We start from the raw sequence: 24,231 nt of genomic DNA, 5'->3' as shown, positions 1-24,231 counted from the left end.
ATCTATAAAAAGTATCATTCTTCCTGGATCCAGAATTTTAAGTTAACCACTCTTTGGATTAAACATTCTTGGCGGTTTGCTCGTTAATATCCTGTAAACTCAGCCTGGTTAACGATCGTGTTTTAAACCAGGTAATACCGGCAATGGCAATCGTCATGCTTCCTCCAAATACAACCGCAGGAACCAGTTTCATCATTTTAGCTGTTAAACCTGACTCAAATTCGCCAATTTCATTTGAAGATCCAATAAACATACTGTTTACTGCCGAAACCCTTCCCCGCATCTTGTCTGGAGTAAGCAATTGCATGATGGTTTGCCTGATAATTACACTCACACTATCAAACGATCCCTCCAGAAAAAGAAAGAATAAGGTTAGATAGAAGTTTTTAGATAAACCATAACCAATAATGCTGAGGCCAAAACCGGTTACGGCAATTAACAAATTGCGCCAGGGTTTACCCATTGGCGAAAAGCGGGTCATCGCCAGCATGGTAATTACAGCTCCCGAAGATGCTGCACCGCGCATCATGCCCAATCCAAAAGATCCTAAGTGAAAAACATCTTTGGCAAACATGGGTAATAAAGCTACAGCCCCGCCAAAAAAGACAGAAAACAGATCTAGACTCATGGCCCAAACCATCATCTTCGTTTTAAAAACAAACTGAATCCCTTCTTTTAAACTATGGAATATATTCTGCGTAGGCACATAGGTAGCTGGGTGCTTTTTAAAGGTAAATATACAGATCAATGATATCGTTACAAGGGCGACAATGACGCTATAGGCTACTGTAATTCCCCATAACCAATTTACTAAACCGCCAACCAGGGGCCCGATAATAGTTGCCAACTGCCAGCTACTGCTGTTCCATGTACTGGAATTTGGATACAACTCCTTAGGTACAATGTTGGCCATTAATGAAAACGTTGCCGGACCAAAAAAGCCCCTTGCCAGGCCAATGCAGAAAACCAAACCGTACATGATCAGTACAATAAGGTTTTCCTCTAGGTGAAGGTATTTACTGGTAATAATCAACATTAAAACCGAAGCCAGCCAAACACCCGAAAATATTTTGATTAACAATCCACGTTTTTCGCTTTTATCGGCGATATAACCACCATATAATGCGATCCCAATGGCTGGAATGGCCTCACATAATCCTACTAAACCGAGTTTTAACGGATCACGTGTTAAATCGTAGATATGATAACCGATAACAACGGCCTGCATTTGGTAAGCAAGCGTAAAAAAGAACCGCATGCCCAGAAATGATCTAAATTCTTTATAACGTAGAGCTGCGAAGGGATCTGGTTTTATAATAACTGGGTTGGGGCCTGGATCTGCCATGGAGAAAAAATTATTTGCAAAACTAAGCTTTGAAAACCGGATAAGTGAATAAATGACGAAAGAAGATTGCCTGTTTTCCCATTAAAAAGTAAAAATACCTGCAAAGTAATCTAAGTTTTAATTGCATAAAAAACCCGATGAATAATTATCCATCGGGTTATATAGCAAGGCCAGCTTAGTAGCCCGGATTTTGTTCGAGTAAATTATTTTTGTTTACTTCATCTCGGCTAAAGGGCCTAAAATAAAGCTTATTGTCCCAGCTTCTGTTCTCCTGTGCATTTTCTTCAACCGGAGTATAAGTATAATCATATACGGTTGGATCGTAATGGTAAGGAGCTGTCATGCTTTTGCCAGACTTAAACTTACCGGTTACCTTGATATAAGTGACTTTTCTACCTAAAGTTTCACTTGCAATTAACCACCTGCGTGCATCATGATAACGTTGTTCTTCATAAGCCATTTCTATGCGGCGCTCATGGCGGTAAATCTCTCTAAGTCCGGCTTGATCTGTAACGGTTACCGCAGGCATGCCTGCCCGGAAACGGATTTTATTTAACCAGTTGGTAGCATTACTGAGTTCTCCTAACTCAATGCTCGCTTCAATATAATTAAATACCGCCTCTGTATACCTGAAGAAAGGCCATGGCACATTCTGCGACATAGAAGCATCTACGATTGTTGGATCCGGATCAATAAATTTATGATAGTAATAACCTGTCCAGCTACCGTTCCAATTTTCAATTGAACTTCCACGTGTATCCAATCCTCTAAAATCAAATCTAGCACCTTTATCGTCTAATAGATCATAGATACCCGTTTGGATCTGGCTTGCGGGATCGACATCACCGGAAGCTTTATCACGTGGTTTCCAGCCAGCACCATCGTATAAAATGGTTGCATAAAAACGAGGATCTCTATTCTGATAAGGATTAGCTTTTTGTGCTGCATTTGCCCAGCTAAACTTACTGCCATCTTTCATCTCATAATCATCAACCAACAAGCCGATAGGTGTATTACCAGCCCAGTTATGGTAACCATTCGGACCATTTTGCTGTGCATGTTTAATGTTATTTTGAATAATGAAATAACGGGCAAAGATGAGTTCTGATGAGGCAGTTGCGTCTATCCCTGATGCTTTACTTGCGCCCCCCATAGCGATACTTTTATAATTTAACTGACCATCAGTAGCAGGCGCAGAAAGATTTAATTTATAACCTGTACCTAAATCCATAACGGCTTTAGCCGCAGTTTGTGCCAATCTGTAACGATCAGCCTGGTTACCGCTGGCATAACTTAAAAAATCTAATTTCTGAGCAGCAATATTGGTTACTTTAGCCGTAAGCTTGGCCCTATCATGCAAATCGCTGGCCGCATAAATCAATACCCGCGATTTCAACGCCAAAGCGGCAAGGGCTGTGGTACGGCCTTTATCCAGTGTTTTACCTGTTAACAACCTGTTGGCTTCATCGCAATCCTTAACAATAAAATTTACACACTCTTCGTAGGTATTACGTTTGATTTTAAAATCATCAGTTAATGCATAGGTTTTGGTTATGATAGGTACAGCACCGTAATAACGCAATAACTGCTGATAGAAATAGGCACGTAAGAAATATGCCTCGCCTAATAACTGATCTTTTAACGATTGGCTGCTCAGTCCGTTATCTCCTCCCACAATCCGCTCAATAGTAGTGTTACAGGCCCTGATGCGGTTGTACATTTGTTTATATCCCCAGGTATCGTCTACCCAACCGAGTGTAGATGGATTAATCGTAGCATTGTTAACTAAATCGATACCTCTGGTAGGATGGGTAAATAAGGCTTCATCTGAAACTGAAGCCAGCATTTGCTCAGAAAAACCACCATTTCCCAATCCATTGTAAATATCATTAACGAAAGCCTGTGCAAGTACAGGGTCTTTCCACACCAGTTCCGAAGATATTTTATCAGGAGGATTTACATTCATAAAATCTTTCTTACAGGAAACTGCAAAAAAGGTAATCGAAACTAATATATAGAGCTTTATATTTTTATTTACTGCTTTCATATTCTTGATTATAATTGATAAATAGCTATACATTAAAACGCGGCTTTAATACCAAAATTGATTACCCTGGCCTGTGGATAATACTGACCGCTTGAATTGGTTGACTCAGGATCCCAAACTTTGATTTTATCAAGAGTAGCCAGATTCAATCCATTGGTATATACCCTTACACTATTTAAACCAACTTTTTCAACCCAGCCAGTTGGCAGTGTATAACCTAATTCCACATTTTTAAGCCTAACGTAATTATTGCTTCGCAACCAATACGTATTGTTCAATGCATTGTTACCATCGGTATAATAAGTAGCTCCGCGGTTTGACAAACGTGGATTTACTGAACTTGGATTATCAATGCTCCAACGGTTTTTGTACGACCATTCCAGGAAATTACCGATATCGCCAGATTCTGTAATCCCTACAATCTGCATTCCGCCGGTTGCACCCTGAATTAGAACAGATAAGTCGAATCCCTTATACTGAAGATTCAAGTTAAAACCACCGGTAAAGGTTGGCGTACCATTTTTATCCAAACGTATTTTATCATCTGCATTGATTTTGCCATCGCCATTAATATCTTTAAACTTCATATCACCTGGGCGAAGATTGCTGGTTAATGCACTATAATTGATTTTATTGGCATTAATTTCAGCCTGATCTTTAAACACACCATCATAATCGTACACTAACCAGGAACTGGTTACCCTACCTGTTGATCGTTGCCACTCCGGGGCCCCAGGTGTTTCATCCCAAAAAATGATTTTGTTTTTGGCATAACCACCGTTTACGCTCACACCAAAGTTTAAATCGCCAACCCGATCGTTATAACTCAATTTAAACTCGAAACCTTTATTATTTACTTTTCCTAGGTTAACAGGAGGTAAACGATCTACAATACCTGAGCTTTCAGGTACCGAACTACTTCTGCTAATTAAGATGTTTGTTCTCTTGTTATAAAAATAATCCAACTCAAGTGATAGTCTGTTTTTTAGAAAAGATGCATCTAAACCGATGTTGGTATTATTGGCTACTTCCCATCCAAAATCCAAATTGGGTACATTACCTTCTACAAGTGTTTTAGTAACAAGATCATTAATGGTATATGTTCCAAAATTCATTAAACTCAGGTATTGATATTCTTGCAATGCATTTCCAAAATAAGCTTCAGCACCCATCTGGCCATATGATGCCCTTAACTTTAAATTATCAACGAACCTCACATTTTCTTTGAAAAACGATTCTTCTGATAAACGCCAGCCTACTGATACACCAGGGAAGAAACCAAAACGCCTGGCTGTTGGAAAAATATATGAACCATCTACCCGCCATAAAAATTCTGCCAGGTATTTTTCTTTATAGTTATAAGCAGCCCTTCCAAAATAGCTTAAACGGGCCCTGTTAAATAAGTTATTAGGATCGCCGGGATTATTTCCTAAAGACTGTTCTTTCTCATCTCCTGCTAGTAACTGTTCAATAGCTGATGAAAGAAAATACCTTCTAAAAGCAGTAAATCCATCATTTGTTACTTTTTCGCGCGTAACACCAGCCATTAAACCAATATTGTGATCACCGATTTTTTTATCATAGTTGATCATTCCGGTTAAGTTGATGGCTAATTGTCCACCAGCTGTCTCCCTAAGTCTTGGATCAGTGTATTGCGACCTTACTGTACCTGTTAATACCGGCGTTACCCCGTCTGCTTCGAAAGTTTTTTTGTCCCAATCATAAAGTGTCCAGGGCAATTGCCAGTTTTTCTGTCTGCCAGAATATTTATCTACTGCAGCAGTTCCGGTTACTTTTAATCCCTCAACTCCTGGGATTTTAATTTCAACTTTACCTGTAGTTTGAAAATAATCTCTGATATCTTTATTATAGCCAGTCAAATCAGTTGTAGAAACCACCGGGTTATAACCATATTCGATATCTCTTCCAGGTTTACCATTCGGCCATATCGCAATTTCAGTTGGTCTTCCCCTCATTAAAAACCTGAAAATATCACCTGCACCTACGGTAGGGAAATTACGGTTTTCTTCTCTGGCGGTTACCCCCAAGGTAGTAGTAATGTATTTGCTTAACTTTGATTCGAGATTAAAACGCAAATCATATTGCTTATATCCCGTGGCAGAATTTTTATAATAGCCATCCTGATCAAGATAGCCCAAAGAAACAAGGTACTTTACATTTTCACTCCCGCCATTGATCTGAACATTATGCCTTTGCTGCGGCGACCAGTTTTGAAAAGTAGTTTTAAACCAATCGGTATTAGGATATCTCAACGGATCTGATCCATCTGCAAATTTCCTGATCTCATCAGCTTTATAAGCAGCATTAATGGTTTTACCTCCGGTAGAAGTATAGGAACCGGTAGATTTAAAACTGTTCCATGCAGCGGCCCATTCATTTGGGTTAATATCAGAACCAAAAATGTTCAGCTCATTCAGAATTTCGGCATACTGTACCGAATTAGTCATTTTTGGTATCCTGGTAGGCTGCTGCAAGCCATAACTGAAATCATAAGAAAACTGAGGCTTGCCAGATTTACCCAATTTGGTTGTAATTAAAATTACCCCGTTGGCCGCTTGAGAACCATAGATAGCAGCAGATGCATCCTTCAACACCGATACGCTTTCAATATCGTTCGGATTTAAGCGTTCGATACCGCCAGCACGGTTGGGTATCCCATCAATTACGATCAATGCATTATTGTTTCCAAGTGAGTTTGTACCACGAATCCTGATGGTCGACCCATCGTAACCTGGCTCACCACTCCCTTGCAAAGCTGTTACGCCAGGCAATCGCCCTGCTAAAGAATTACTTAAATTTACCGATGAAGATTTAGCCAGTTCGGTACCTTTAACCGAAGCAACTGCACCAGATACAACAGCCTTCTTTTGTGTACCATAACCTACTACAACAACTTCCGAAAGATTTTGGTTATTTTCTGATAACTTTACATTAATATTGGTTTGTTTTTTTACCTGAACTTCCTGATCCGCGTAACCGATATAGGTAAATACCAATATGGCATCTTCAGGTACTTTGATGCTAAAATTTCCAGATCCATCGGTTACCGTTGCTGCCGTACCTCCCTTCAGTTTTACACTTACGCCCGGAACCGGGCCTTTCGCATCCGTAACTTTCCCTTTAACAATAATATCCTCGAAGGGGATTTTGTAAAAATCAAAAGGTTTCATTTCTAGCAATGATGCTTTGGCAGACATGCTGGCAAGTGGAGAAAAAACAAGACAACCACCGCAAACAAGAAACATGCTACCTCTGGCAAAAGTCCTCAATAGAGTTTTTTTCATAGTTTTCAATTTATTTTGGTTAGATATTGATTGTAATACAATTTAATATTTATGAGTGATCACAAATTCTGTATTAACATGATTTATTTGCTACCAATTCAATCAACTATATCAATCCCCCGGAAAGATTAGCAGAGGTAAATTGATCAAAAAATCACTGCAAATTTATGAATCACCTTATCTGATGTATAAACTAATAATAGCAGACAACTACGAATAAGATATCCCGGTAATACGGATTTGTAGGATAAATAGTTCATATTTGGCGAATGCAAGATAGGGATATTGGTAATTTAAAAAAGGGGGTAAAATGATAATTGTAAGGGACTAAATAGTAAAATAACAATTACAAAAGCGTCCCGAGTAGGACAAATAATACAATGCTAAACATTATTGTAAAAAGGCAAGAAATTGATTGAATTTCTGATTAACTTATTTTATCAAAGGAAATTCCTCTTTCTAACTTCTGCAGATGTACTTTTAAAGCTGCATGTTCAGGTTTGTCTAATTTCGGATCTTCCGAAAAAAGCCCGATAACCGTATTCCGTGCTTCAGACAAAATTATCTGATCTTTAGCCAGATCGGCAAGTTTCAAATCCAGCACACCACTCTGCTGCGTTCCGGTAATATCGCCAGGTCCGCGAAGCTGCAGATCAATTTCCGAAATTTCAAACCCGTTATTTGTGCGAACCATCGTTTCTAAACGGATCTTGCCCTCTTTGCTAAGTTTGTTACCGCTCATTAATATACAGAAAGATTGTTCGGCTCCACGGCCTACCCTGCCACGCAACTGGTGAAGCTGAGATAAGCCAAACCGTTCGGCATTTTCAATTACCATTACGGATGCATTAGGTACATTAACACCTACTTCAATTACAGTTGTAGCCACCATAATCTGACTTTTACCTTCAATAAACTGCTGCATCTCGAATTGTTTATCTGCATTTGGCATTTGCCCATGCACAATACTGATCTGGTAAGCAGGGCGGGGAAATTGATAACTTAACTGCTCAATTCCAGCCTCGAGATTTAAAAGATCTAATTTCTCACTTTCCTTAATCAAAGGGTAAACGATATAAACCTGTCTGCCTTTGGCTATTTCCTGCTTCATAAAACCGAACATTCTAAGCCGTTGGCTTTCAAAAAGGTGCTTTGTTTCAATAGGTTTTCTCCCTGCTGGCAATTCATCGATAATCGAAACATCAAGATCACCATACAGGGTCATTGCCAGCGTACGCGGAATCGGTGTAGCAGTCATGACCAAAATATGAGGAGGAATAATATTTTTCCGCCAAAGCTTAGCACGTTGTTCCACACCAAAACGGTGCTGTTCATCAATCACAACCAGTCCCAGGTTTTTAAACTGAACCTTATCTTCAATCAATGCGTGTGTTCCGATCAGAATATCGATCTCTCCATGCGCTAACTGCTCATGCAAAATAGTACGCTCCTTCTTTTTAGTATTTCCGGTAAGGATGGCTACACGCACCAGATTATCGGTTACAAGCTCGGTAATAGAGGCATAATGCTGACGGGCTAAAATTTCTGTAGGTGCCATCATACAAGCCTGGTAGCCATTATCATTTGCCAACAGCATGCTCATCAACGCAACCGCCGTTTTACCACTGCCTACGTCGCCCTGAACAAGCCTGTTCATCTGTACACCACGTTGTGTATCAATCCTGATTTCCTTGATTACACGTTTTTGCGCATTGGTTAATTCGAAGGGTAAAAATTCCTTATAAAAACGGTTCACCTTTTCACCAACTTTATCGAAGGTTGCACCTTTAAATTTTAACTGTCGTAAATGTTTGTTGTGTAAGAGCTGTAACTGGATGAAGAATAACTCTTCAAATTTCAATCGTCTTTCTGCCGCGTTTAAATCCTTTTGATTTTTGGGGAAATGAATATTTAACAAGGCCAATCTTTTATCCGGCAGCTGATATTTATCTATGATATACTGCGGTAAATTTTCAGGAACCTGCGGTATAATCTGATCAAGAAGCCCCGCAATTAAACGCTGTAACCCCTTTGAATCAAGATTAAACTTTTTAAGCTTTTCTGTTGAATTATAAACAGGTTGTAAAGTTAAATTGCCTCTTCCAACCTGTTTACGTTGGTATAGTTCCATTTCAGGATGTGAAATACTGAATGTTCCGTTAAAAAAATTTGGTTTTCCAAAGGCAACATACGCGGTACCAACCGAAATATGATCATCAACCCACTTCAGGCTCTGAAACCAAACCAGTTCCATCATCCCTGTTTCATCTTTAAAAACAGCTACAATACGCTTTGCCCTTTTATCTCCGATTACCTTTTTACTAATTACCCGGCCAACGATCTGTATATATTGCGAATCGGGATTGATCTGATTGATCTTGAAATATTTGGTACGATCGATATACCTGAAAGGATAGTGTGCAAGCATATCCTGATAGGTGTATAGGCCGAGATCCTTTTTTAAAATATCAGCACGGCTTGGTCCAACGCCTTTCAAAAATTCAACAGGTGTATCTAATACCGAATTAAACAAAATATTCTACTGTTTCTTGTAAACAACACTTTTTAGCAACTGCGCATTAAAAATAACGATCGATAGCAGCAAAAGCAAATAAGCAAAAAGCTGTTGCAAATCTATTTTCTCTTTAAAATAGAAAAACGCAACGGCAAAAGCAATAATAGGATTAACATAGATTAAAATACCCAGGGCAGATGATGGCATTCCTATCAGCGCATAGGCATTTAAAAACAGTGGAACAATGGTAAATACAATGGCGATCAAAAATATATGTAGCCAAAAGATAGATTCAGTTGGAAAAGGCGCGGCATTGAGGAGATACACTGGCAGCATCATTAATCCTGACAGAATTAACTGAACACCTAAAAAGTTAAATTTATCCAGCCCTTCGACTATTTTTAGCAAAATCACATATAAAGCATAAAAGGAGGCAATGATAATGGCCCATATTACATCGTGTAAGGATCCCGTTGCCAATAGTATAATACTTATAAGTGCAACGATCAGCGCCATAACCTTGGCCTTGGTTAATTGCTCTTTTAAAATAATAAATCCGCAGAGCGCTGTTAATAGCGGGCAAACCATATAGGCAAAGGCAGCCGCTTTCAAGCTCACACTATTAACAGCATAAATATAGGTAAACCAATTTCCAGTGATTAGAAATGAGGACACCACAGTAAGCAGTATTAGTTTGGTTTTATTGCGGATGCTTAATGATTTTAAGAAATTAAGATCATTTTTTAAGGCTGTTCTTCTGAATAAAAAAATAGTTGCCCAAACTAAAATGATGGAGATGAATATTCTATAATATAAAATTTCGTGTGGCGGAAACCCCTTTATATTGCGTAAAGGTATAGACATTGTTCCCCAGATGATATAAGGAACAATGCCAGATATAAAATATTTATTTTTATTTTCTGTCAAAATTAGCCTAAAACGGCAATTACAGAGATTTCTACATTAACATTTTTAGGTAATACCGAAACCTGAACCGTTTCCCGGGCAGGAAAATCAGCAGTAAAATATTGTCCGTAAACCTCATTAACCTGAGCAAAAGTACCCATATCGCTTAAAAAAATAGTAGATTTAACTACATGATCAAACGTTAAACCGGCCTCAAGCAAAACAGCTTTGAGGTTGCGCATTACCTGATGGGTCTCTTCCTCAATATTGCCAATATTTAATTCCCCATTTTCGGGATTGATGGCTACCTGACCCGATACGAATAAAAAGTTTCCAGCTTGCACAGCTTGGCTATATGGTCCAATTGGAGCTGGAGCATTGGTTGTTTTAATAATTTGTTTCATATTATTTAGGGTTATTTAGCAAGCCACTGAATAAGCTTGTAGATGATACCTGCAAGAAAAATCAAGATGGCCAAAGCATTAATAAAATGCATAATCCTGAGATTGATGTTATTTGGCCTGTTGGGATCTTTTTTCCTAAAGAAGTACATGGTACAAACTTAGCTAAAAAGCTTAATACGCGAAATAAAAAGGCATAAAAAAAGTCCCGATTTGCATCGGGACTTTCCTAAGTTTTATATTGAAATACTAGTTTCTAGCAGTTTCAACACGACGGTTCTGGATACGACCTTCTTCAGTATCGTTAGAAGCAATTGGGTTAGCTTCACCATAACCTTTAGTAGCAACCTGACTAGCGTTAACGCCAGAGTTTACTAAGTAAGTTTTTACAGAGTTAGCTCTGTCTTTAGATAATTTCAAGTTATATGCAGCAGTACCTTCGCTTGAAGCATAACCGTTTACAGTTACTTTACCACCGTTTTCACGTAACACTGAAGATAATTTATCTAAAGTAGGGTAAGACTCAGTTTTTAAAACTGAAGAGTTGAAATCGAAACCGATTCTTTCGAAACCAGTTACATTAGAAGATACTGAATCAACTGGAGCTACTTTAGGAAGAGGACAACCTGAACCATCAACAGCAGTACCAGCAGGAGTACCTGGGCATTTATCGAATTGATCAGCAACACCGTCACCGTCAGTATCTTTTTTCAAATCTTCAACAGATTTCTCAACAGCAGAAACACGGTTTTTCAATGCTTCAACTTCTTGACGTAAAGTTGGGTCTTTTAACTCATCGTACATAGTAGCTAATGGGTTAGTCCACTCTAAACTTGGTTTAGCAGAAGAACCTAAAGAGAATTCTAAACCAGCATAACCGTAAGAGAATTTATCTTTAGTTTGACCTTTTGCATAAACTCCATCTAAGTTGTCAGCATCAACAAAGTTCATGGTGTAACCTAAGTTAAAGTTAACACGCTCAGAAACTTTGAATTTAACACCAGCACCAACTGGAATATAGAAACCTTTTACGTAGTCTTTAGCTTCGTGTCTGTCATCAGCAGGACCAATAGCTTTACCTTTCCAGTCGATCACCTGACCATTACCAGTAGTAATTTTTGGAGCATAAGCCAACATACCAGCACCAGCTGTTACGAAGAAACCTACAGCATTTTCACGACGTAAGAAATCGATAGAACCTACGTTTACAACACCACGTAAATCTACAGCATATTGTAATTGAGTTTCGAAATCTCTAACAGCAGGATTAGTAATACCTTCGTTAGTACCTGAAAGTTTACCACGTGTTCCGTTTAATTCTAAACCAAATGAGTGGCCTAATTGCTTACGGATGTTTAAACCGTAACCTAAATTAGCATCCCATTTGTTAAAATCGTTAGTACCACCGATAGCAACAACTGGCATTAAAACACCACCATGTACACCGATAGACCAAGTTCTGTACTGTCCTCTACCGCCAAATACCTTGACAGCAGAAGAGGTTGCAGGAGCATCCTGAGCGACAGCAAGAGAAGCAACTCCTGTTAATGCCACTAAAGAAAGCGCAACACTTTTCTTTAAAGTAGAATAGTTCATAATCTTTTTTCTTTTTTAAGGGTTAAACAATTTAATTGATTAATTTTTCAGTTAAGGCAAAAATAATCAAAATTTTAAATTTTCAAACTTTTATACAAACTCCGTTCCAAACTTCACCAGTCACTAATCATTTTATTACATTTGGCTCTTGTCTACATAAAATACCACTTCATGAAATATCCTACTATTGATCAATCATTATTCATTTCAAATCGAAAAAAATTTTATAACAACTTAAAAAACAACTCAATAGCCATATTCAATTCAAGCGACGAGTTCCCTAGAAGCGGTGATCAGAACTTTATATTTAAGCAAAATCCTGATTTATTTTATTTATCAGGAATTGATCAGGAACAAACCATTTTATTGTTATATCCTGATTGTCCTAATCCATTGTACAGAGAAGTCCTGTTTTTAAGACAGACAAACGACTACATCAAGGTTTGGGAAGGATATAAGTATACCAAAGAACAAGCAAAAGCTTGCTCAGGCATACAATCTGTATACTGGCTGGAAGATTTTGACAATATTTTACACAGCATCGTTAACTATGCTGAACATATTTATTTAAATACGAACGAGAACGATAGGTATGCCCACGAAGTTCCTTACCGGGACATCCGTTTCATTGAGCAAATGAAATCAAAATACCCACTGCATCATTATGAACGCTCAGCGCCGATTATGAGAAATTTACGTGCAGTCAAATCGGATATTGAGATTGAGTTGATCAAAAGGGCATCGGCAATTACCCGCGATGCGTTTATCAGGGTATTAAAGTTTACAAAACCTGGTGTTAAAGAATATGAGATTGAAGCGGAGATCATACACGAATTTATACGTCAGGGTGGAACAGGCCATGCCTACCCCCCTATTATTGCTTCGGGCCATAATGCCAACATCTTACACTACAACGACAATAACCAGGTGTGTAAAGATGGAGATGTGATACTTTTCGATTTTGGCGCAGAGTATGCCAATTATAATGCAGATATGAGTAGGGCCATCCCCGTTAATGGCAGGTTTACACAAAGACAAAAGGATGTATATAATGCCGTATTACAGGTAATGAAAGAATCGATCAAACTAATTAGCGAAGGAACGTTATGGAATACTTACCACGAACAGGTTGGCGAAATCATGACAGCACAATTAATTAATCTCGGGCTCCTTTCTACAACAGACGTAAAGAACCAAAACCCGGCGTGGCCAGCCTATAAAAAATATTTTATGCATGGCAATTCACATCATTTAGGCATTGATGTACATGACTTTGCCGGAAGATACACTCCATTTACAAACGGGAACATCCTTACGGTTGAACCAGGTATCTATATTCCAGAAGAAGGCTTAGGCATCCGTTTAGAAAACAATATTCTCATCACTGCAGAGGGGAACATAGATTTAATGGCCGACATACCATTAGAAGCAGAAGAGATCGAGGAAATAATGAACAGTTAGCCGGTTTGCAATTTCAGTTCACAATTGCAGTTAACGATTAACAGCTAATCATTATAAAAGCTATCTGCAAACCTGTAAATATTGAAATCATCTTGTTTTAAGGCTGCCTGAATTTTTTCAAGCAGCCTTTTTTTATCGATGTGTTGCATTTTTTGGTGTTGTATGATTTTCCATGCTTTTTCAGCGAGCAAAAAAGATTTCCGGCTATTATCAAAAACTTCAGCATTAACAACCCACTTACACAATTCGTCAATACCTATATTTTTATCAGCAACAGTTTTTAAGATCGGGATGGTTTTTACACCTTGATGAACGATTTTCTTTAAGTTATTGGCGAAAGTATCCGCGCCTTCCCGATCAGCTTTATTAATAACAAAACAACCGGCTATTTCCATTAAACCAGATTTGATATGCTGAATTTCATCCCCTGATTCTGGCACCAATACAACAACGGTTTTATCTGCCAATCCTGCAATTTCTACTTCCGATTGTCCTACTCCAACCGTTTCCACAATGATCAGATCAAAATTAGCTGCCTTTAAAATATCAACCATTTCGATCGTTTTTGCCGAAATACCGCCTAAGGCTCCACGAGTTGCCAACGAACGGATAAAGACATCTGGATGGTTAAACTGACCAGCCATGCGGATGCGATCGCCCAGCAAGGAGCCAAAATTAAATGGAGACGTCGGATCTACTGCTAATATGGCAATGCGTTTCCCTTCAGCAACAAAATGATTGGTGATCGCATTTACCAGCGTGCTCTTACCTGCGCCCGGCGGCCCGGTAATACCTAAAACCGGAACATCAGCCCTGCCATCTAAACTTCTTAAAATCGAATCAGCCGGTTCAATATCGTTTTCAACAAGTGTGAGTGTCCTTGCTAAAACCTTATAATTACCTGCCTTTACTTCGCTTAAAATGGATAGATGCGTATTCATCAATAAAACTATCTTTGTACAAATAAACAAAAATTATCAGCTACAAAAAGCGCCCCCATAATGAAAGTTACCGGTTTTACCTTTTTAAGAAATGCTATTGCTAACGATTACCCAGCAAAAGAAGCAATACTTTCTGTACTGCCATTGTGCGATGATTTTATTGTAGCATTGGGAAACTCTACAGACGAAACTGCTGAAATGGTTAGAAACATTGATCCTAAAATCAGAACAATTGATACCATTTGGGATGAAAGTATGCGTGAAGGCGGGCGTGTTTTTGCCGATGAAACCAATAAGGCACTAGCTGAAATCAGTGCAGATACCGATTGGATGATTTATATCCAGGGCGATGAAGCTATACATGAAGATTACCTTCCATTGATCAAAAAAGAAATGGAAGAGGAATTAACCAACAGCCGTGTGGAAGCCTTACTTTTAAAATATAAACACTTCTATGCTTCCTATGATTATCTGGCTCAATCCAGACGTTGGTACAGGAGAGAAGTCAGGATCATTAAAAACCTGCCTGGAGTTCGCTCCTACCGGGATGCACAGGGCTTTAGAATTAACGACAGAAAACTTAAGGTTAAGCTAATCGATGCCTACATTTACCATTATGGCTGGGTAAAACCACCAAAAGGATTACAGGGCAAAGTGCGGAATTTCAATCAGTTTTACCAGACAGATGAGTGGATTGAAGAAAATTATCCGGTGCAGGAAACCTATGATATGCACAATGCGGATCGTTTGGTTCATTTTAAAGGCAGCCATCCAAAAGTTATGCAGACCAGAATTGCAGCCGCAAACTGGAAATTTGATAAAGATCTCACGAAAGAAACGCCGAAAATGAATTTTCGGAGAAGAATTTTGCAAAAAATTGAAGATCTCACTGGATTAAGGCTATTTGAATACCGTAACTATAAAATCGTAAAGTAGACATCAATTTAAATCTGCTTATATTTGCATGATTAATTACTTCTTAATGAAAAAGCCCAATGTCTTAGTCACCTTCGATTCCATGAAAGATGCCAACTGCGGTTATTTTTCTTTCGGAAAGGGATTGGGAGATGCCTTGATCAAAGAAAATAAAGGAAAATTTAAGCTCAAGTTTTATCTTTTTAAACACACTCAATATCTCTTTAACGGACTAGTTGATATTATTTATTTATCCAGGTTAGATCGTTTATTTTTTAAAGGAAAAAATGACTTCGACGTTGTTCATCTCTCCGATCAAACCTGCAGATTAAGGCCTAACAAGGTTAATGCAAAAAAAATAATGACGGTTCATGATATGAACAAGGTTCATTTAAAGTTTAGCAAACCGCACAGAATCAGGGTATATCTGAAAAAATTGGGTAAGCTTATTTCGCAGTGTGATAAGATTGTATGTATATCGCAGTTTGTAGCGAATGATGTTGTGCATTACTTCCCCGAAGCCAAAGCAAAGGTTAGTGTGATTTATAATGGTGCAGATAAATTGATTTCGGATGAAAAACATTGCCCGGACTTTGTGCCTCCAAAACCTTTTTTATTTACGATAGGCTTATTATCTGTTCAGAAAGGCTTTCACTTGCTCCCGGCTTTATTAAAAGAAAATGACTTTCATCTTGTTATTTCCGGCAGAGAAACCCCACACAAACAAACAATTTTAGCGGAGGCAGAAAAATATGGTTGTTTAGATAGGGTACACATCACAGGGCCAGTCTCTGATGATGACAAAACTTGGTATTATAAAAATTGTGAGGCTTTTTTGTTCCCTTCCATCGCTGAAGGCTTTGGCTTACCGATTATTGAGGCCATGCATTTTGGGAAACCTGTATTTCTATCAAAATTCACCTCACTCCCGGAGGTTGGTGGTGATGTAGCGTATTATTTTGACAATTTCGAACCTGAACACATGCAGGAGGTATTTAAAAATGGAATGATGGATTTCACCCAAAATAACCGTACTAAAGAAGCCATTGCGCAGGCTGAAAAATTTTCATGGGAAATAGCGGCCAGCCAGTACATGGAGCTATATCAGGAATGCCTTACCAACAGCACACAAAAATAAGAAGGTTTTCTTATGCAATCTTCATTCTGTTCCATTCTGCGCCATTAATATTCAATAAGTAAAATATATCGGCAGTAAAAAGAACCCATCTATCCATTCTCAAAAACCAGGAATTGTAATTTTAAACCTTACACGTTTCAAAAAACCACAACGTTTAATTGAAAAGCTTAACTTTGCTGAGTTTTTATATAGATTTTTCAGGGCAATACCTGAACCATCTTCCTTTTTACATATTCCATTTTACATAAAATGAAGACTTATTTTCGTTTATTATCATTTGCCAAACCCATAGAAAAATTTGCAATACCATATGTGATCACCACATTATTTGCTATTTTTTTTAACACCTTTCTTTTTACGTTATTAGGCCCTTTAATGCAGGCGCTGTTTTTGGGTAAGTGTGATCCGGCGACAATAGCAGAAAAGAAAAGTGACTGGGATTTATTGGGCCGATTTAACAACTACATTGATGGCATCATAGCAGATGATAAAATTCTGGCACTAAAGGTAATCTGTATAATTATTATTGGAACAGTATTTCTCGCCAACTTTTTCCGATATTTTTCTCAACGTTTTATGGAAGATTTACGTGTACATACACTACTAAATATCCGTAAAACTGTTTTTAACAACGTAATGAATCTTCATGTTGGTTTTTTCAATAATGAACGCAAAGGCGACATTATATCAAAGGTAGCATCAGATGTGCAGGTCGTTCAGTTTACAGTTACCAATACCTTACAGGTTGTTTTCAAGGAACCTTTACAATTGCTTTTTTTTATCGGCGTTTTAATTTCTATATCGGTCAAGCTCACGTTATTCTCTTTATTGGTGATTCCTGTTTCGGGTTTTATCATTAGTAAAATCGTTAAAAGATTAAAACAACAGGCTACGCAATCACATGAGTCATTTGCCAAAATGATTGGTTTTTTAGATGAGTCGTTAAGTGGTATAAAGATTATTAAAGCGTTTAATTCTACCGAAAGAACAAAGGAAAAATTTGATAATGAAAATAGATTTTACTCCTTTTTAAACAGAAAAATGGCCAGAAGGCAACAATTGGCCTCGCCGGTTTCTCAAACTTTAGGCGTTTTAGTTGTGGTATTCATCCTTTTGTACGGTGGTACATTGATATTAAGTGGAGAGGGAGATCTGAAGGCTGCAGAATTTGTAGTTTACCTGGCCACCTTTTCGCAGGTATTACAGCCTGTAAAAGCACTGGCTGATTCTTTTAGCGGTATCCACTCTGGTATTGCTGCCGGTGAGCGGGTATTAGACCTGATTGACACCGAACCTGCACTAAAGAATAAATCCGGTGCTGAAACATTGGACAATTTCAATACTGCACTTACTTTACAAGATGTTTCATTCTCTTATGGCGATAAACAGGTACTCAAAAATATTAATATTGATATAGAAAAGGGTAAAACAGTGGCATTGGTTGGTCCTTCAGGAGGAGGAAAAAGTACCCTGATGGATTTAATCCCTCGTTTTCATGATCCAAAATCAGGAAGTATCAAAATCGACGGCCATGACTACAGGGACCTTACTGTAGAAAGCATCCGCTCACAAATGGGGATCGTAAACCAGGAATCGTTTCTGTTTAACGATAGCATTTTTAATAATATCGCTTTTGCCAAACCAGATGCGACAGAAGAAGAGGTAATAGCAGCCGCGAAAATTGCCAATGCACACGATTTTATATTAAATACCGAACAGGGTTATCAAACCAACGTTGGAGATCGGGGAAATAAGTTATCAGGCGGGCAGAAACAACGGGTTTGTATCGCCAGGGCCATTTTAGCCAACCCACCAATTATGCTTTTGGATGAGGCGACATCAGCATTAGATACAGAGTCTGAAAAGTTGGTACAGGATGCACTAAATAATTTAATGAAAAACCGTACCTCAATTGTTATCGCGCACCGCTTAAGCACCATTCAGCATGCTGATCAGATTGTGGTAATTGATAAGGGAGCGGTTGTAGAAAGCGGAAGCCATACCGAACTGATGAATAAAAATGGTTTATACAGGCGTTTAATCGACATGCAGGCCTTTAACGATTAATACCGGATGAAGAAAGTATTATTTTTTATGCCCGATAACCCGCTCAAAAAAAATGCGGGCAACAGAACCCGGGCTTTAAGCATGTTAAGCTATTTCAGATCAAGAAACTTTGAAATTGATTTTGTAAGCGAATATTACACCGGACGGTGGAACGATACAGATATTAAAGCATTTGAACAATCAGGGTTGGCTAATAATACTTATGTAATCAAAAAAAAACCATCTAAAAAAAACATACTCTTTTATCTTCTTTTTTATAAGCTCCCCAATTTTTTCTATCAGAATAAAGCCTGGTTTTTTCCGCTTAATTTCCCTGAACTGGTTACGCTGAGGTTTAAGCGGGCATTTAAAAAAATCCTGAAAAACAAGGATTACGATTATATCTTCATCAATTATGCAAGCTGGGCTACATTGATTGAAAGCAATCCGCTTGCAGATAGATCGGTAAAAATAATCGATACACACGATTTTATAACCGCACAACTTCAAAGAAAGGTTAATATTGGCCAATCTTTTAAAGAAGAGATCAGAAGAATTTCATTATTTGATATGGCTTTGGCCATTTCTGTTGAAGAGCAGTACATTTTTAGCCAGTTCTGTAAAAATAAAGTGGCTTTAGCACCAATGATGCTGGATAAACCTCAAAGCGTCGACACCGTTGGAGAAAAATCATTCGATTTAATATATGTCGCCAGCGATAATATACACAACCAAAAAGCTGCCAACTGGTTTTTTAAGGAGGTGTACCCATTGTTGCCAACTGATTTACAACTATGTGTGATTGGTCAGATCAATGAACATCTTTCGATAAATGCGTCCAATATTACTTCAGTAAACTTTGCAGAAGATTTATCGATCTATTATCTTAAGGCTAAAGTGGCGATTTGCCCTATGCTAACCGGTACCGGAACTAAAATAAAAGTAGTAGAAGCGCTATCTTACGGTTTACCTGTAGTTTGTAATACCAGAGGAATAGATGGATTGATTGACAAAACCAACAATGGCTGCTTAGTGAGTGACGACCCGGTTGAGTTTAAGAATTATATCATGCAACTATTGACTGATGAATCTGCATATCAAAAACAAGCAGAAAATGCGTTGGCAACCTTTAATCTTAATTATGAAAAGGAAAGTTGCTATAGGAAACTCGACACTGTTTTTAAAATAGTTTAATATTATTTCAGTATGCAAAAGGTTGCCGTTATCGTGCCTATTTATAGAGAGCCAACCACTTTAGAGGATATTTCGTTACAGCAGTGCTTCAAAGTTCTTGCTAAGTCACATCCAATACTTTGTGTAAAACCTACATCTCTAAATCTAGATTTCATCTATCCATTCGATAAAGTAATAGGTTTTGACGATGCTTACTTTAAAGATATCTCGGGTTATAACAGGCTGATGCTATCTGGCGAATTTTATGAAGCATTTCTAGACTACGAATATATCTTAATTTATCAATTAGATGCTTTTGTTTTCAAAGACGAGTTAACCAGTTGGTGTGAAAAAAACATTGACTATGTAGGTGCACCTTGGCTAAGACATAGATACCCTGATTTTATCAAAGCGGCAAAAAATAGCTTTTTAAGCTACATTCACCGAAGATTTGACGTTAAACAAAAAAACACCTCTATCCCAACTGACATCCAGCGGGAGTATAAAGTTGGTAATGGTGGATTGTCGTTACGAAGAACACAAATATTTTATACTCTGACGAAACGCTTTCAGGAAAAAATACAAGAATATTTATTGTATACCGCTGCCAACCTCAATGAAGATGTTTTCTGGAGCATAGAGGTAAACAGAAAGAGAAAAAACTTAAAAATACCTTCTTATAAAGAAGCGGTTTATTTTGCGTTTGAGGTACCGGTTGAGAGGGGGTTCGAACTCACCAATAACAAACTGCCTTTTGGATGTCATGCCTGGAATAAAAATTTAGCTGCATGGAGATCAGTATTTAAAGACTTTGGATATTCTATTTGATCTATTGAAAATTTTGTTAGATTAATTATCAAAAAAATAGATCGCACAACTTATAAACGATCGATTATCGCAATTCATATTTAGATAGCAATTATGCAAAATTCAACACCCGAAAACAAGCTTAAGGCCATTGCACTTTATTTGCCGCAGTTTCATCCTTTTAAAGAAAATGATGAATGGTGGGGAAAAGGATTTACGGAATGGACAAATGTAACCAAGGCGAAGCCAAAGTTTAAAGGACACTACCAACCTCATTTGCCAACTGATTTGGGCTTTTATGACCTTAGGTTGTTAGACACCATGATTGAACAAGCTGCTCTGGCCAAAACTTATGGTATTTATGGCTTTTGTTTTTATCATTATTGGTTTAACGGCAAACTTTTGATGGAAACACCAATAGAGCAAATGTTAGCCTCGGGGCAGCCCGATTTCCCATTTTGTCTATGTTGGGCTAATGAGAACTGGACCAGGCGATGGGACGGGATGGAAGCTGATATTTTAATTAAGCAAGATTATGATTTAAAAGACGACTTTGAACATATTCAATACCTTTTGCCATTTTTTAAAGATAATAGATATATTAAAATAGATGGGAAGCCTGTGTATCTAATGTATCGCTCAGAACTTCACCCAAATATAAATGATGCAGTAAAAATATGGCGTGATGAAGTAAAAAAAGCTGGATTTGTAGATCTTTATCTGATTAGAGTAGAAAATTTCAAGCGTGACTTTGATCCTATATATCATGATTTTAATGCAAGTATGGAATTTGCCCCAGATTTTTCAATCCCATTACAAAAATATAGTAAAAAAGAGCGTGCTAGTCATTTCCTAAGAAAAATACTTCATAAGACTAATATTAAATCAAGTGGACTATTAACCAATAAAGTTTTTGATTATGAGGAAATCGTAGATAAGATGACTGAAAAAGCACCCAAGCCTTATAAATATTTTCGCTCAGTCTTCCCCAGCTGGGATAACTCTGCACGTCGGGCTAAAGACGCAACGGTATTCGTTAACTCAAGTCCTGAAAAATTTCAAGAATGGGTGACTAACACAGCGAAATATACCAATAAACATTTTAGCGGAGAAGAGCGCTTGATGTTTGTAAACGCTTGGAATGAATGGGCAGAGGGTTGCCATTTAGAGCCCGATCAACAATTTGGTCACCGTTATTTGCAAGCATTAAAAAATGGACTTGAGTATAACGAGATAAAACCTTAAAGGATAAAAAAGACAGGTAATTGAATTGATATTTACTTAATCTATACCATCAAGTATATTTTCTAAAATTGATACCTGTTTTTTTACTTCATAAAGAGATGCTTGGTGTTTGATCTCATCTATGTTAAATTTCTCTGGGTGGTTTTTTACTTCCATCATCGCATCGGCAAGATCTTTTGTTCTCCAAGTATCTACAACAATCCCTGTATCAGCTTTTACAAATTCATTAATGCCACCTGAATTGAACCCTACTATAGGTTTGCCTAACGCAGCAGCTTCTAGCATTACTAAAGGGAAAGAGTCCTCTCTTGAGAGTAACAGGAAGGCATTTGCAGAATTAAGGTAATTATAATATTCTTCGCTTTGTGCCCCCAAAAACCGAACTCTTCCTGGAAATTTATTTTCTACGGCCTTTTTTGCATAATAGTATATACCGGTATCTTCTTCACCTCCAATCCATATAATTTTGATATTGCCAGGAAGTTCCGGAAGTAAAGATACCAACAAATCAACACCTTTGATCAAAGTTGTTTTACCAGAAATAGCCCAAACAAAATCCTCACTATCAAAACCTAAATTTGTTTTAACTTCATTAGCAGTTTTTGTACTTATGATTTTATTTAAGTCGATAAAACCATACAAAAGCTTTACATCAGGTCGCCCCATATCACTGATTCTGGTACACACAGCCTCTGAACAGCCAATTAATGCTGCTGATGAGGTCACGATAATTTCCAATTCCTTATAACCAATAAAATCGTAAGCAAAAGGGAGTTCATGTGCATGCGTAACGACTTTAACTCCCAACTTCTTTGCAATAGGATAAACTTCTGGAATTACAATCGTGTTCACATACCAGAAATCGACCTTATTTTTCTTGGTGATATAATTTAATTGATATTCTAACGAATCAATTTTAGCCTTTTTCAAAACTGATCTCAAAAGCCTTAACGATCTTTTAGGATTTTTCCTATATGGCAAAAAATGTTGAATTTCAACTGGTAGGGTATCAACTAATACACCCTTATCTTTTGTAAATAATAATGGCAGAAATTTTTTTCGGTTTAAATTCATTAAAGAATACCAAAGCAACATTTCTGAACCTGTTCTGCCCAAGTTATGACTTATAAACAATATCTTCTTCATCTAAATCTTCTATTACTAAAGCTCCCTATTACGTAAATTGGTTGCAAATTAAAGCATAAATAATGTATTAACTTCACTTAATTGCACATACAATGTATATTTAGTTTGTTGTTATATTTGGGATTAAGCTTTTTAGTAGATTAAAAAATTCTTTAAACTTAATAACAGAGGAAAAACAACTAAACAAAAAGCAAGTCTTGAGTTTACTAAAATTACCAAACCAAAGTCTATCAATGGGAAAACCAAAAATCACGGTTTTTATGGCTGTTTATAATCAGGCAGATTTCATAGAACAATCTATAAATAGTGTATTAACCCAAAGTTTTTCTGATTTCGAATTAATTGTGGTAAATGATGGTTCAACAGATGATACCGCAGCAATTATTGAATCATTTAGTGACAGCAGAATCAAATTGGTACACAATGATGGAAATAAAGGATTAATTTATACCAGAAACCGCTTATTAACACTTGCCCAAGGTGAGTATATCGCGATATTGGATGGCGATGATGTTGCCTATCCAGACCGGTTAAAACTCCAGTATAATTTTCTTTTTGATAACCCTGAAATAGTATTATGCGGTGGACATGCCACTATAATTGATGAGCATGGTAATAAGACAGGAAAGATGCTGATGGTTCCGACAGATGATACTGTTGACCTATTTATGCTGTTTGGCAATCCGTTTGTAAATTCTACAGCTATGTTTAAAAGCAGCGTTTTTATGGAACTAAATGGCTATCAGCACTATACCATTTCAGAAGATTTTGACCTGTTTATCAGAATGGCCGAAAAGTATAGAGTAGCCAATCTTGATTACACCCTTGTTGACTATCGTGTTCACAGCCAAAATACCTCTACGGTAAATACAGATATAAGGCTGGCAAATGAAAGAAAGATCATTGGCTATATGCAAGGGCGAATTGGTTTAACTGATGACGAAAATTGGTTAAATTTACATATCGAATTATTTAATTGGACACCTGTTAAAAAGCACCTGATAGGCTATGCGTTTCTGTTTAATAAGCTTAAGTTAGCTAACAATATGTCAAAGAGATATGATCCAAAAATTTTTAACAGATTCCTGTTCAATAAATGGATCGATATTTTAACATCCGATCAAATTAATTCACTTAGCCTAAAATGGTATCTTAAAAATGAAATATTCGAGAGCTCATTTTTCAGCTTTAAAAAATTTAGAAGGGCATTTAAAAACAGCATCAAGCAGCTTTTAAGCTAAGTC

At 37.4% G+C, this 24,231-nt stretch carries 18 protein-coding genes; 8 read left to right on the top strand and 10 right to left on the bottom strand.

Annotated features, from left to right (window positions below; all coding sequences use genetic code 11):
* Positions 1-58: 58 nt before the first annotated feature.
* From ACK1I8_RS19900 to ACK1I8_RS19865, 8 genes are all read right to left on the bottom strand, one after another.
* A complete protein-coding gene (locus ACK1I8_RS19900) occupies positions 59-1,345 on the bottom strand; it encodes an MFS transporter (protein WP_412467014.1) in 1,287 nt (428 codons plus the stop codon).
* 175 nt (positions 1,346-1,520) lie between these two features.
* On the bottom strand, positions 1,521-3,392 hold the full coding sequence (locus ACK1I8_RS19895; RefSeq protein ID WP_412467013.1) for a RagB/SusD family nutrient uptake outer membrane protein: 1,872 nt from the start codon (positions 3,390-3,392) through the stop codon (positions 1,521-1,523).
* Positions 3,393-3,424: 32 nt separating this feature from the next.
* Positions 3,425-6,697, bottom strand: a complete 3,273-nt coding sequence (locus ACK1I8_RS19890) for a SusC/RagA family TonB-linked outer membrane protein (RefSeq protein ID WP_412467012.1) — start codon at positions 6,695-6,697, stop codon at positions 3,425-3,427.
* A gap of 427 nt (positions 6,698-7,124) precedes the next feature.
* A complete protein-coding gene (gene recG, locus ACK1I8_RS19885) occupies positions 7,125-9,230 on the bottom strand; it encodes an ATP-dependent DNA helicase RecG (RefSeq protein WP_412467011.1) in 2,106 nt (701 codons plus the stop codon).
* Between the two features lie 6 nt (positions 9,231-9,236).
* A complete protein-coding gene (locus ACK1I8_RS19880) occupies positions 9,237-10,139 on the bottom strand; it encodes an EamA family transporter (RefSeq protein WP_412467010.1) in 903 nt (300 codons plus the stop codon).
* Positions 10,140-10,141: 2 nt separating this feature from the next.
* Positions 10,142-10,522 carry a RidA family protein gene (locus ACK1I8_RS19875; RefSeq protein ID WP_293788912.1) on the bottom strand — a complete coding sequence of 127 codons (381 nt, stop codon included), beginning with the start codon at positions 10,520-10,522 and terminating at the stop codon, positions 10,142-10,144.
* Positions 10,523-10,533: 11 nt separating this feature from the next.
* Complete coding sequence (locus tag ACK1I8_RS19870; RefSeq protein ID WP_317039670.1) at positions 10,534-10,671, bottom strand: DUF6728 family protein; 138 nt, start codon at positions 10,669-10,671, stop codon at positions 10,534-10,536.
* 97 nt (positions 10,672-10,768) lie between these two features.
* Positions 10,769-12,115: an OmpA family protein gene (locus ACK1I8_RS19865; RefSeq protein ID WP_412467009.1), complete on the bottom strand. Its 1,347-nt coding sequence runs from the start codon at positions 12,113-12,115 to the stop codon at positions 10,769-10,771.
* A gap of 171 nt (positions 12,116-12,286) precedes the next feature.
* On the opposite strand from ACK1I8_RS19865, the gene ACK1I8_RS19860 reads away from it, so the two are divergent.
* Entirely contained in the window at positions 12,287-13,576 is a 1,290-nt protein-coding gene (locus ACK1I8_RS19860) for an aminopeptidase P family protein (RefSeq protein WP_412467008.1), read from the top strand.
* 44 nt (positions 13,577-13,620) lie between these two features.
* On the opposite strand, the gene meaB is transcribed toward ACK1I8_RS19860, so the two are convergent.
* Positions 13,621-14,517 carry a methylmalonyl Co-A mutase-associated GTPase MeaB gene (gene meaB, locus ACK1I8_RS19855; protein WP_412467007.1) on the bottom strand — a complete coding sequence of 299 codons (897 nt, stop codon included), beginning with the start codon at positions 14,515-14,517 and terminating at the stop codon, positions 13,621-13,623.
* 60 nt (positions 14,518-14,577) lie between these two features.
* Here meaB and ACK1I8_RS19850 point away from each other — a divergent pair, with 60 nt between their 5' ends.
* From ACK1I8_RS19850 to ACK1I8_RS19825, 6 genes are all read left to right on the top strand, one after another.
* Entirely contained in the window at positions 14,578-15,453 is an 876-nt protein-coding gene (locus ACK1I8_RS19850; RefSeq protein ID WP_412467006.1) for a glycosyltransferase family 2 protein, read from the top strand.
* 46 nt (positions 15,454-15,499) lie between these two features.
* Positions 15,500-16,570, top strand: coding sequence for a glycosyltransferase family 4 protein (locus ACK1I8_RS19845; RefSeq protein WP_412467005.1), 1,071 nt, complete (start codon positions 15,500-15,502; stop codon positions 16,568-16,570).
* A 249-nt stretch (positions 16,571-16,819) separates the two neighbouring features.
* Positions 16,820-18,637: an ABC transporter ATP-binding protein gene (locus tag ACK1I8_RS19840; RefSeq protein ID WP_412467004.1), complete on the top strand. Its 1,818-nt coding sequence runs from the start codon at positions 16,820-16,822 to the stop codon at positions 18,635-18,637.
* 6 nt (positions 18,638-18,643) lie between these two features.
* The gene (locus ACK1I8_RS19835; protein ID WP_412467003.1) at positions 18,644-19,810 is read left to right on the top strand and encodes a glycosyltransferase; all 1,167 of its coding nucleotides are present in this window, start codon (positions 18,644-18,646) and stop codon (positions 19,808-19,810) included.
* 12 nt (positions 19,811-19,822) lie between these two features.
* The gene (locus tag ACK1I8_RS19830; RefSeq protein WP_412467002.1) at positions 19,823-20,617 is read left to right on the top strand and encodes a DUF5672 family protein; all 795 of its coding nucleotides are present in this window, start codon (positions 19,823-19,825) and stop codon (positions 20,615-20,617) included.
* 93 nt (positions 20,618-20,710) lie between these two features.
* On the top strand, positions 20,711-21,841 hold the full coding sequence (locus ACK1I8_RS19825) for a glycoside hydrolase family 99-like domain-containing protein (RefSeq protein WP_412467001.1): 1,131 nt from the start codon (positions 20,711-20,713) through the stop codon (positions 21,839-21,841).
* Positions 21,842-21,877: 36 nt separating this feature from the next.
* Here ACK1I8_RS19825 and ACK1I8_RS19820 read toward each other — a convergent pair whose 3' ends face one another.
* A complete protein-coding gene (locus ACK1I8_RS19820; RefSeq protein WP_412467000.1) occupies positions 21,878-22,987 on the bottom strand; it encodes a glycosyltransferase in 1,110 nt (369 codons plus the stop codon).
* 233 nt (positions 22,988-23,220) lie between these two features.
* Here ACK1I8_RS19820 and ACK1I8_RS19815 point away from each other — a divergent pair, with 233 nt between their 5' ends.
* Positions 23,221-24,228: a glycosyltransferase family 2 protein gene (locus tag ACK1I8_RS19815; protein WP_412466999.1), complete on the top strand. Its 1,008-nt coding sequence runs from the start codon at positions 23,221-23,223 to the stop codon at positions 24,226-24,228.
* The last annotated feature ends 3 nt before the right edge of the window (positions 24,229-24,231 follow it).

Source organism: Pedobacter sp. KLB.chiD (assembly GCF_047040275.1).
In the GTDB taxonomy this organism is placed as follows: Bacteria; Bacteroidota; Bacteroidia; order Sphingobacteriales; family Sphingobacteriaceae; genus Pedobacter.
This window is presented reverse-complemented; position numbering and strand designations above follow the sequence as displayed.

What these genes read in the sequence shown, in the direction of transcription:
- ACK1I8_RS19900 (WP_412467014.1), bottom strand. Translation starts at nt 1,345, where the DNA reads ATGGCAGATCCAGGCCCCAACCCAGTTATTATAAAACCAGATCCCTTC.
- ACK1I8_RS19895 (WP_412467013.1), bottom strand. Translation starts at nt 3,392, where the DNA reads ATGAAAGCAGTAAATAAAAATATAAAGCTCTATATATTAGTTTCGATT.
- ACK1I8_RS19890 (WP_412467012.1), bottom strand. Translation starts at nt 6,697, where the DNA reads ATGAAAAAAACTCTATTGAGGACTTTTGCCAGAGGTAGCATGTTTCTT.
- ACK1I8_RS19875 (WP_293788912.1), bottom strand. Translation starts at nt 10,522, where the DNA reads ATGAAACAAATTATTAAAACAACCAATGCTCCAGCTCCAATTGGACCA.
- ACK1I8_RS19870 (WP_317039670.1), bottom strand. Translation starts at nt 10,671, where the DNA reads ATGTACTTCTTTAGGAAAAAAGATCCCAACAGGCCAAATAACATCAAT.
- ACK1I8_RS19865 (WP_412467009.1), bottom strand. Translation starts at nt 12,115, where the DNA reads ATGAACTATTCTACTTTAAAGAAAAGTGTTGCGCTTTCTTTAGTGGCA.
- ACK1I8_RS19860 (WP_412467008.1), top strand. Translation starts at nt 12,287, where the DNA reads ATGAAATATCCTACTATTGATCAATCATTATTCATTTCAAATCGAAAA.
- meaB (WP_412467007.1), bottom strand. Translation starts at nt 14,517, where the DNA reads ATGAATACGCATCTATCCATTTTAAGCGAAGTAAAGGCAGGTAATTAT.
- ACK1I8_RS19850 (WP_412467006.1), top strand. Translation starts at nt 14,578, where the DNA reads ATGAAAGTTACCGGTTTTACCTTTTTAAGAAATGCTATTGCTAACGAT.
- ACK1I8_RS19845 (WP_412467005.1), top strand. Translation starts at nt 15,500, where the DNA reads ATGAAAAAGCCCAATGTCTTAGTCACCTTCGATTCCATGAAAGATGCC.
- ACK1I8_RS19840 (WP_412467004.1), top strand. Translation starts at nt 16,820, where the DNA reads ATGAAGACTTATTTTCGTTTATTATCATTTGCCAAACCCATAGAAAAA.
- ACK1I8_RS19835 (WP_412467003.1), top strand. Translation starts at nt 18,644, where the DNA reads ATGAAGAAAGTATTATTTTTTATGCCCGATAACCCGCTCAAAAAAAAT.
- ACK1I8_RS19830 (WP_412467002.1), top strand. Translation starts at nt 19,823, where the DNA reads ATGCAAAAGGTTGCCGTTATCGTGCCTATTTATAGAGAGCCAACCACT.
- ACK1I8_RS19825 (WP_412467001.1), top strand. Translation starts at nt 20,711, where the DNA reads ATGCAAAATTCAACACCCGAAAACAAGCTTAAGGCCATTGCACTTTAT.
- ACK1I8_RS19820 (WP_412467000.1), bottom strand. Translation starts at nt 22,987, where the DNA reads ATGAAGAAGATATTGTTTATAAGTCATAACTTGGGCAGAACAGGTTCA.
- ACK1I8_RS19815 (WP_412466999.1), top strand. Translation starts at nt 23,221, where the DNA reads ATGGGAAAACCAAAAATCACGGTTTTTATGGCTGTTTATAATCAGGCA.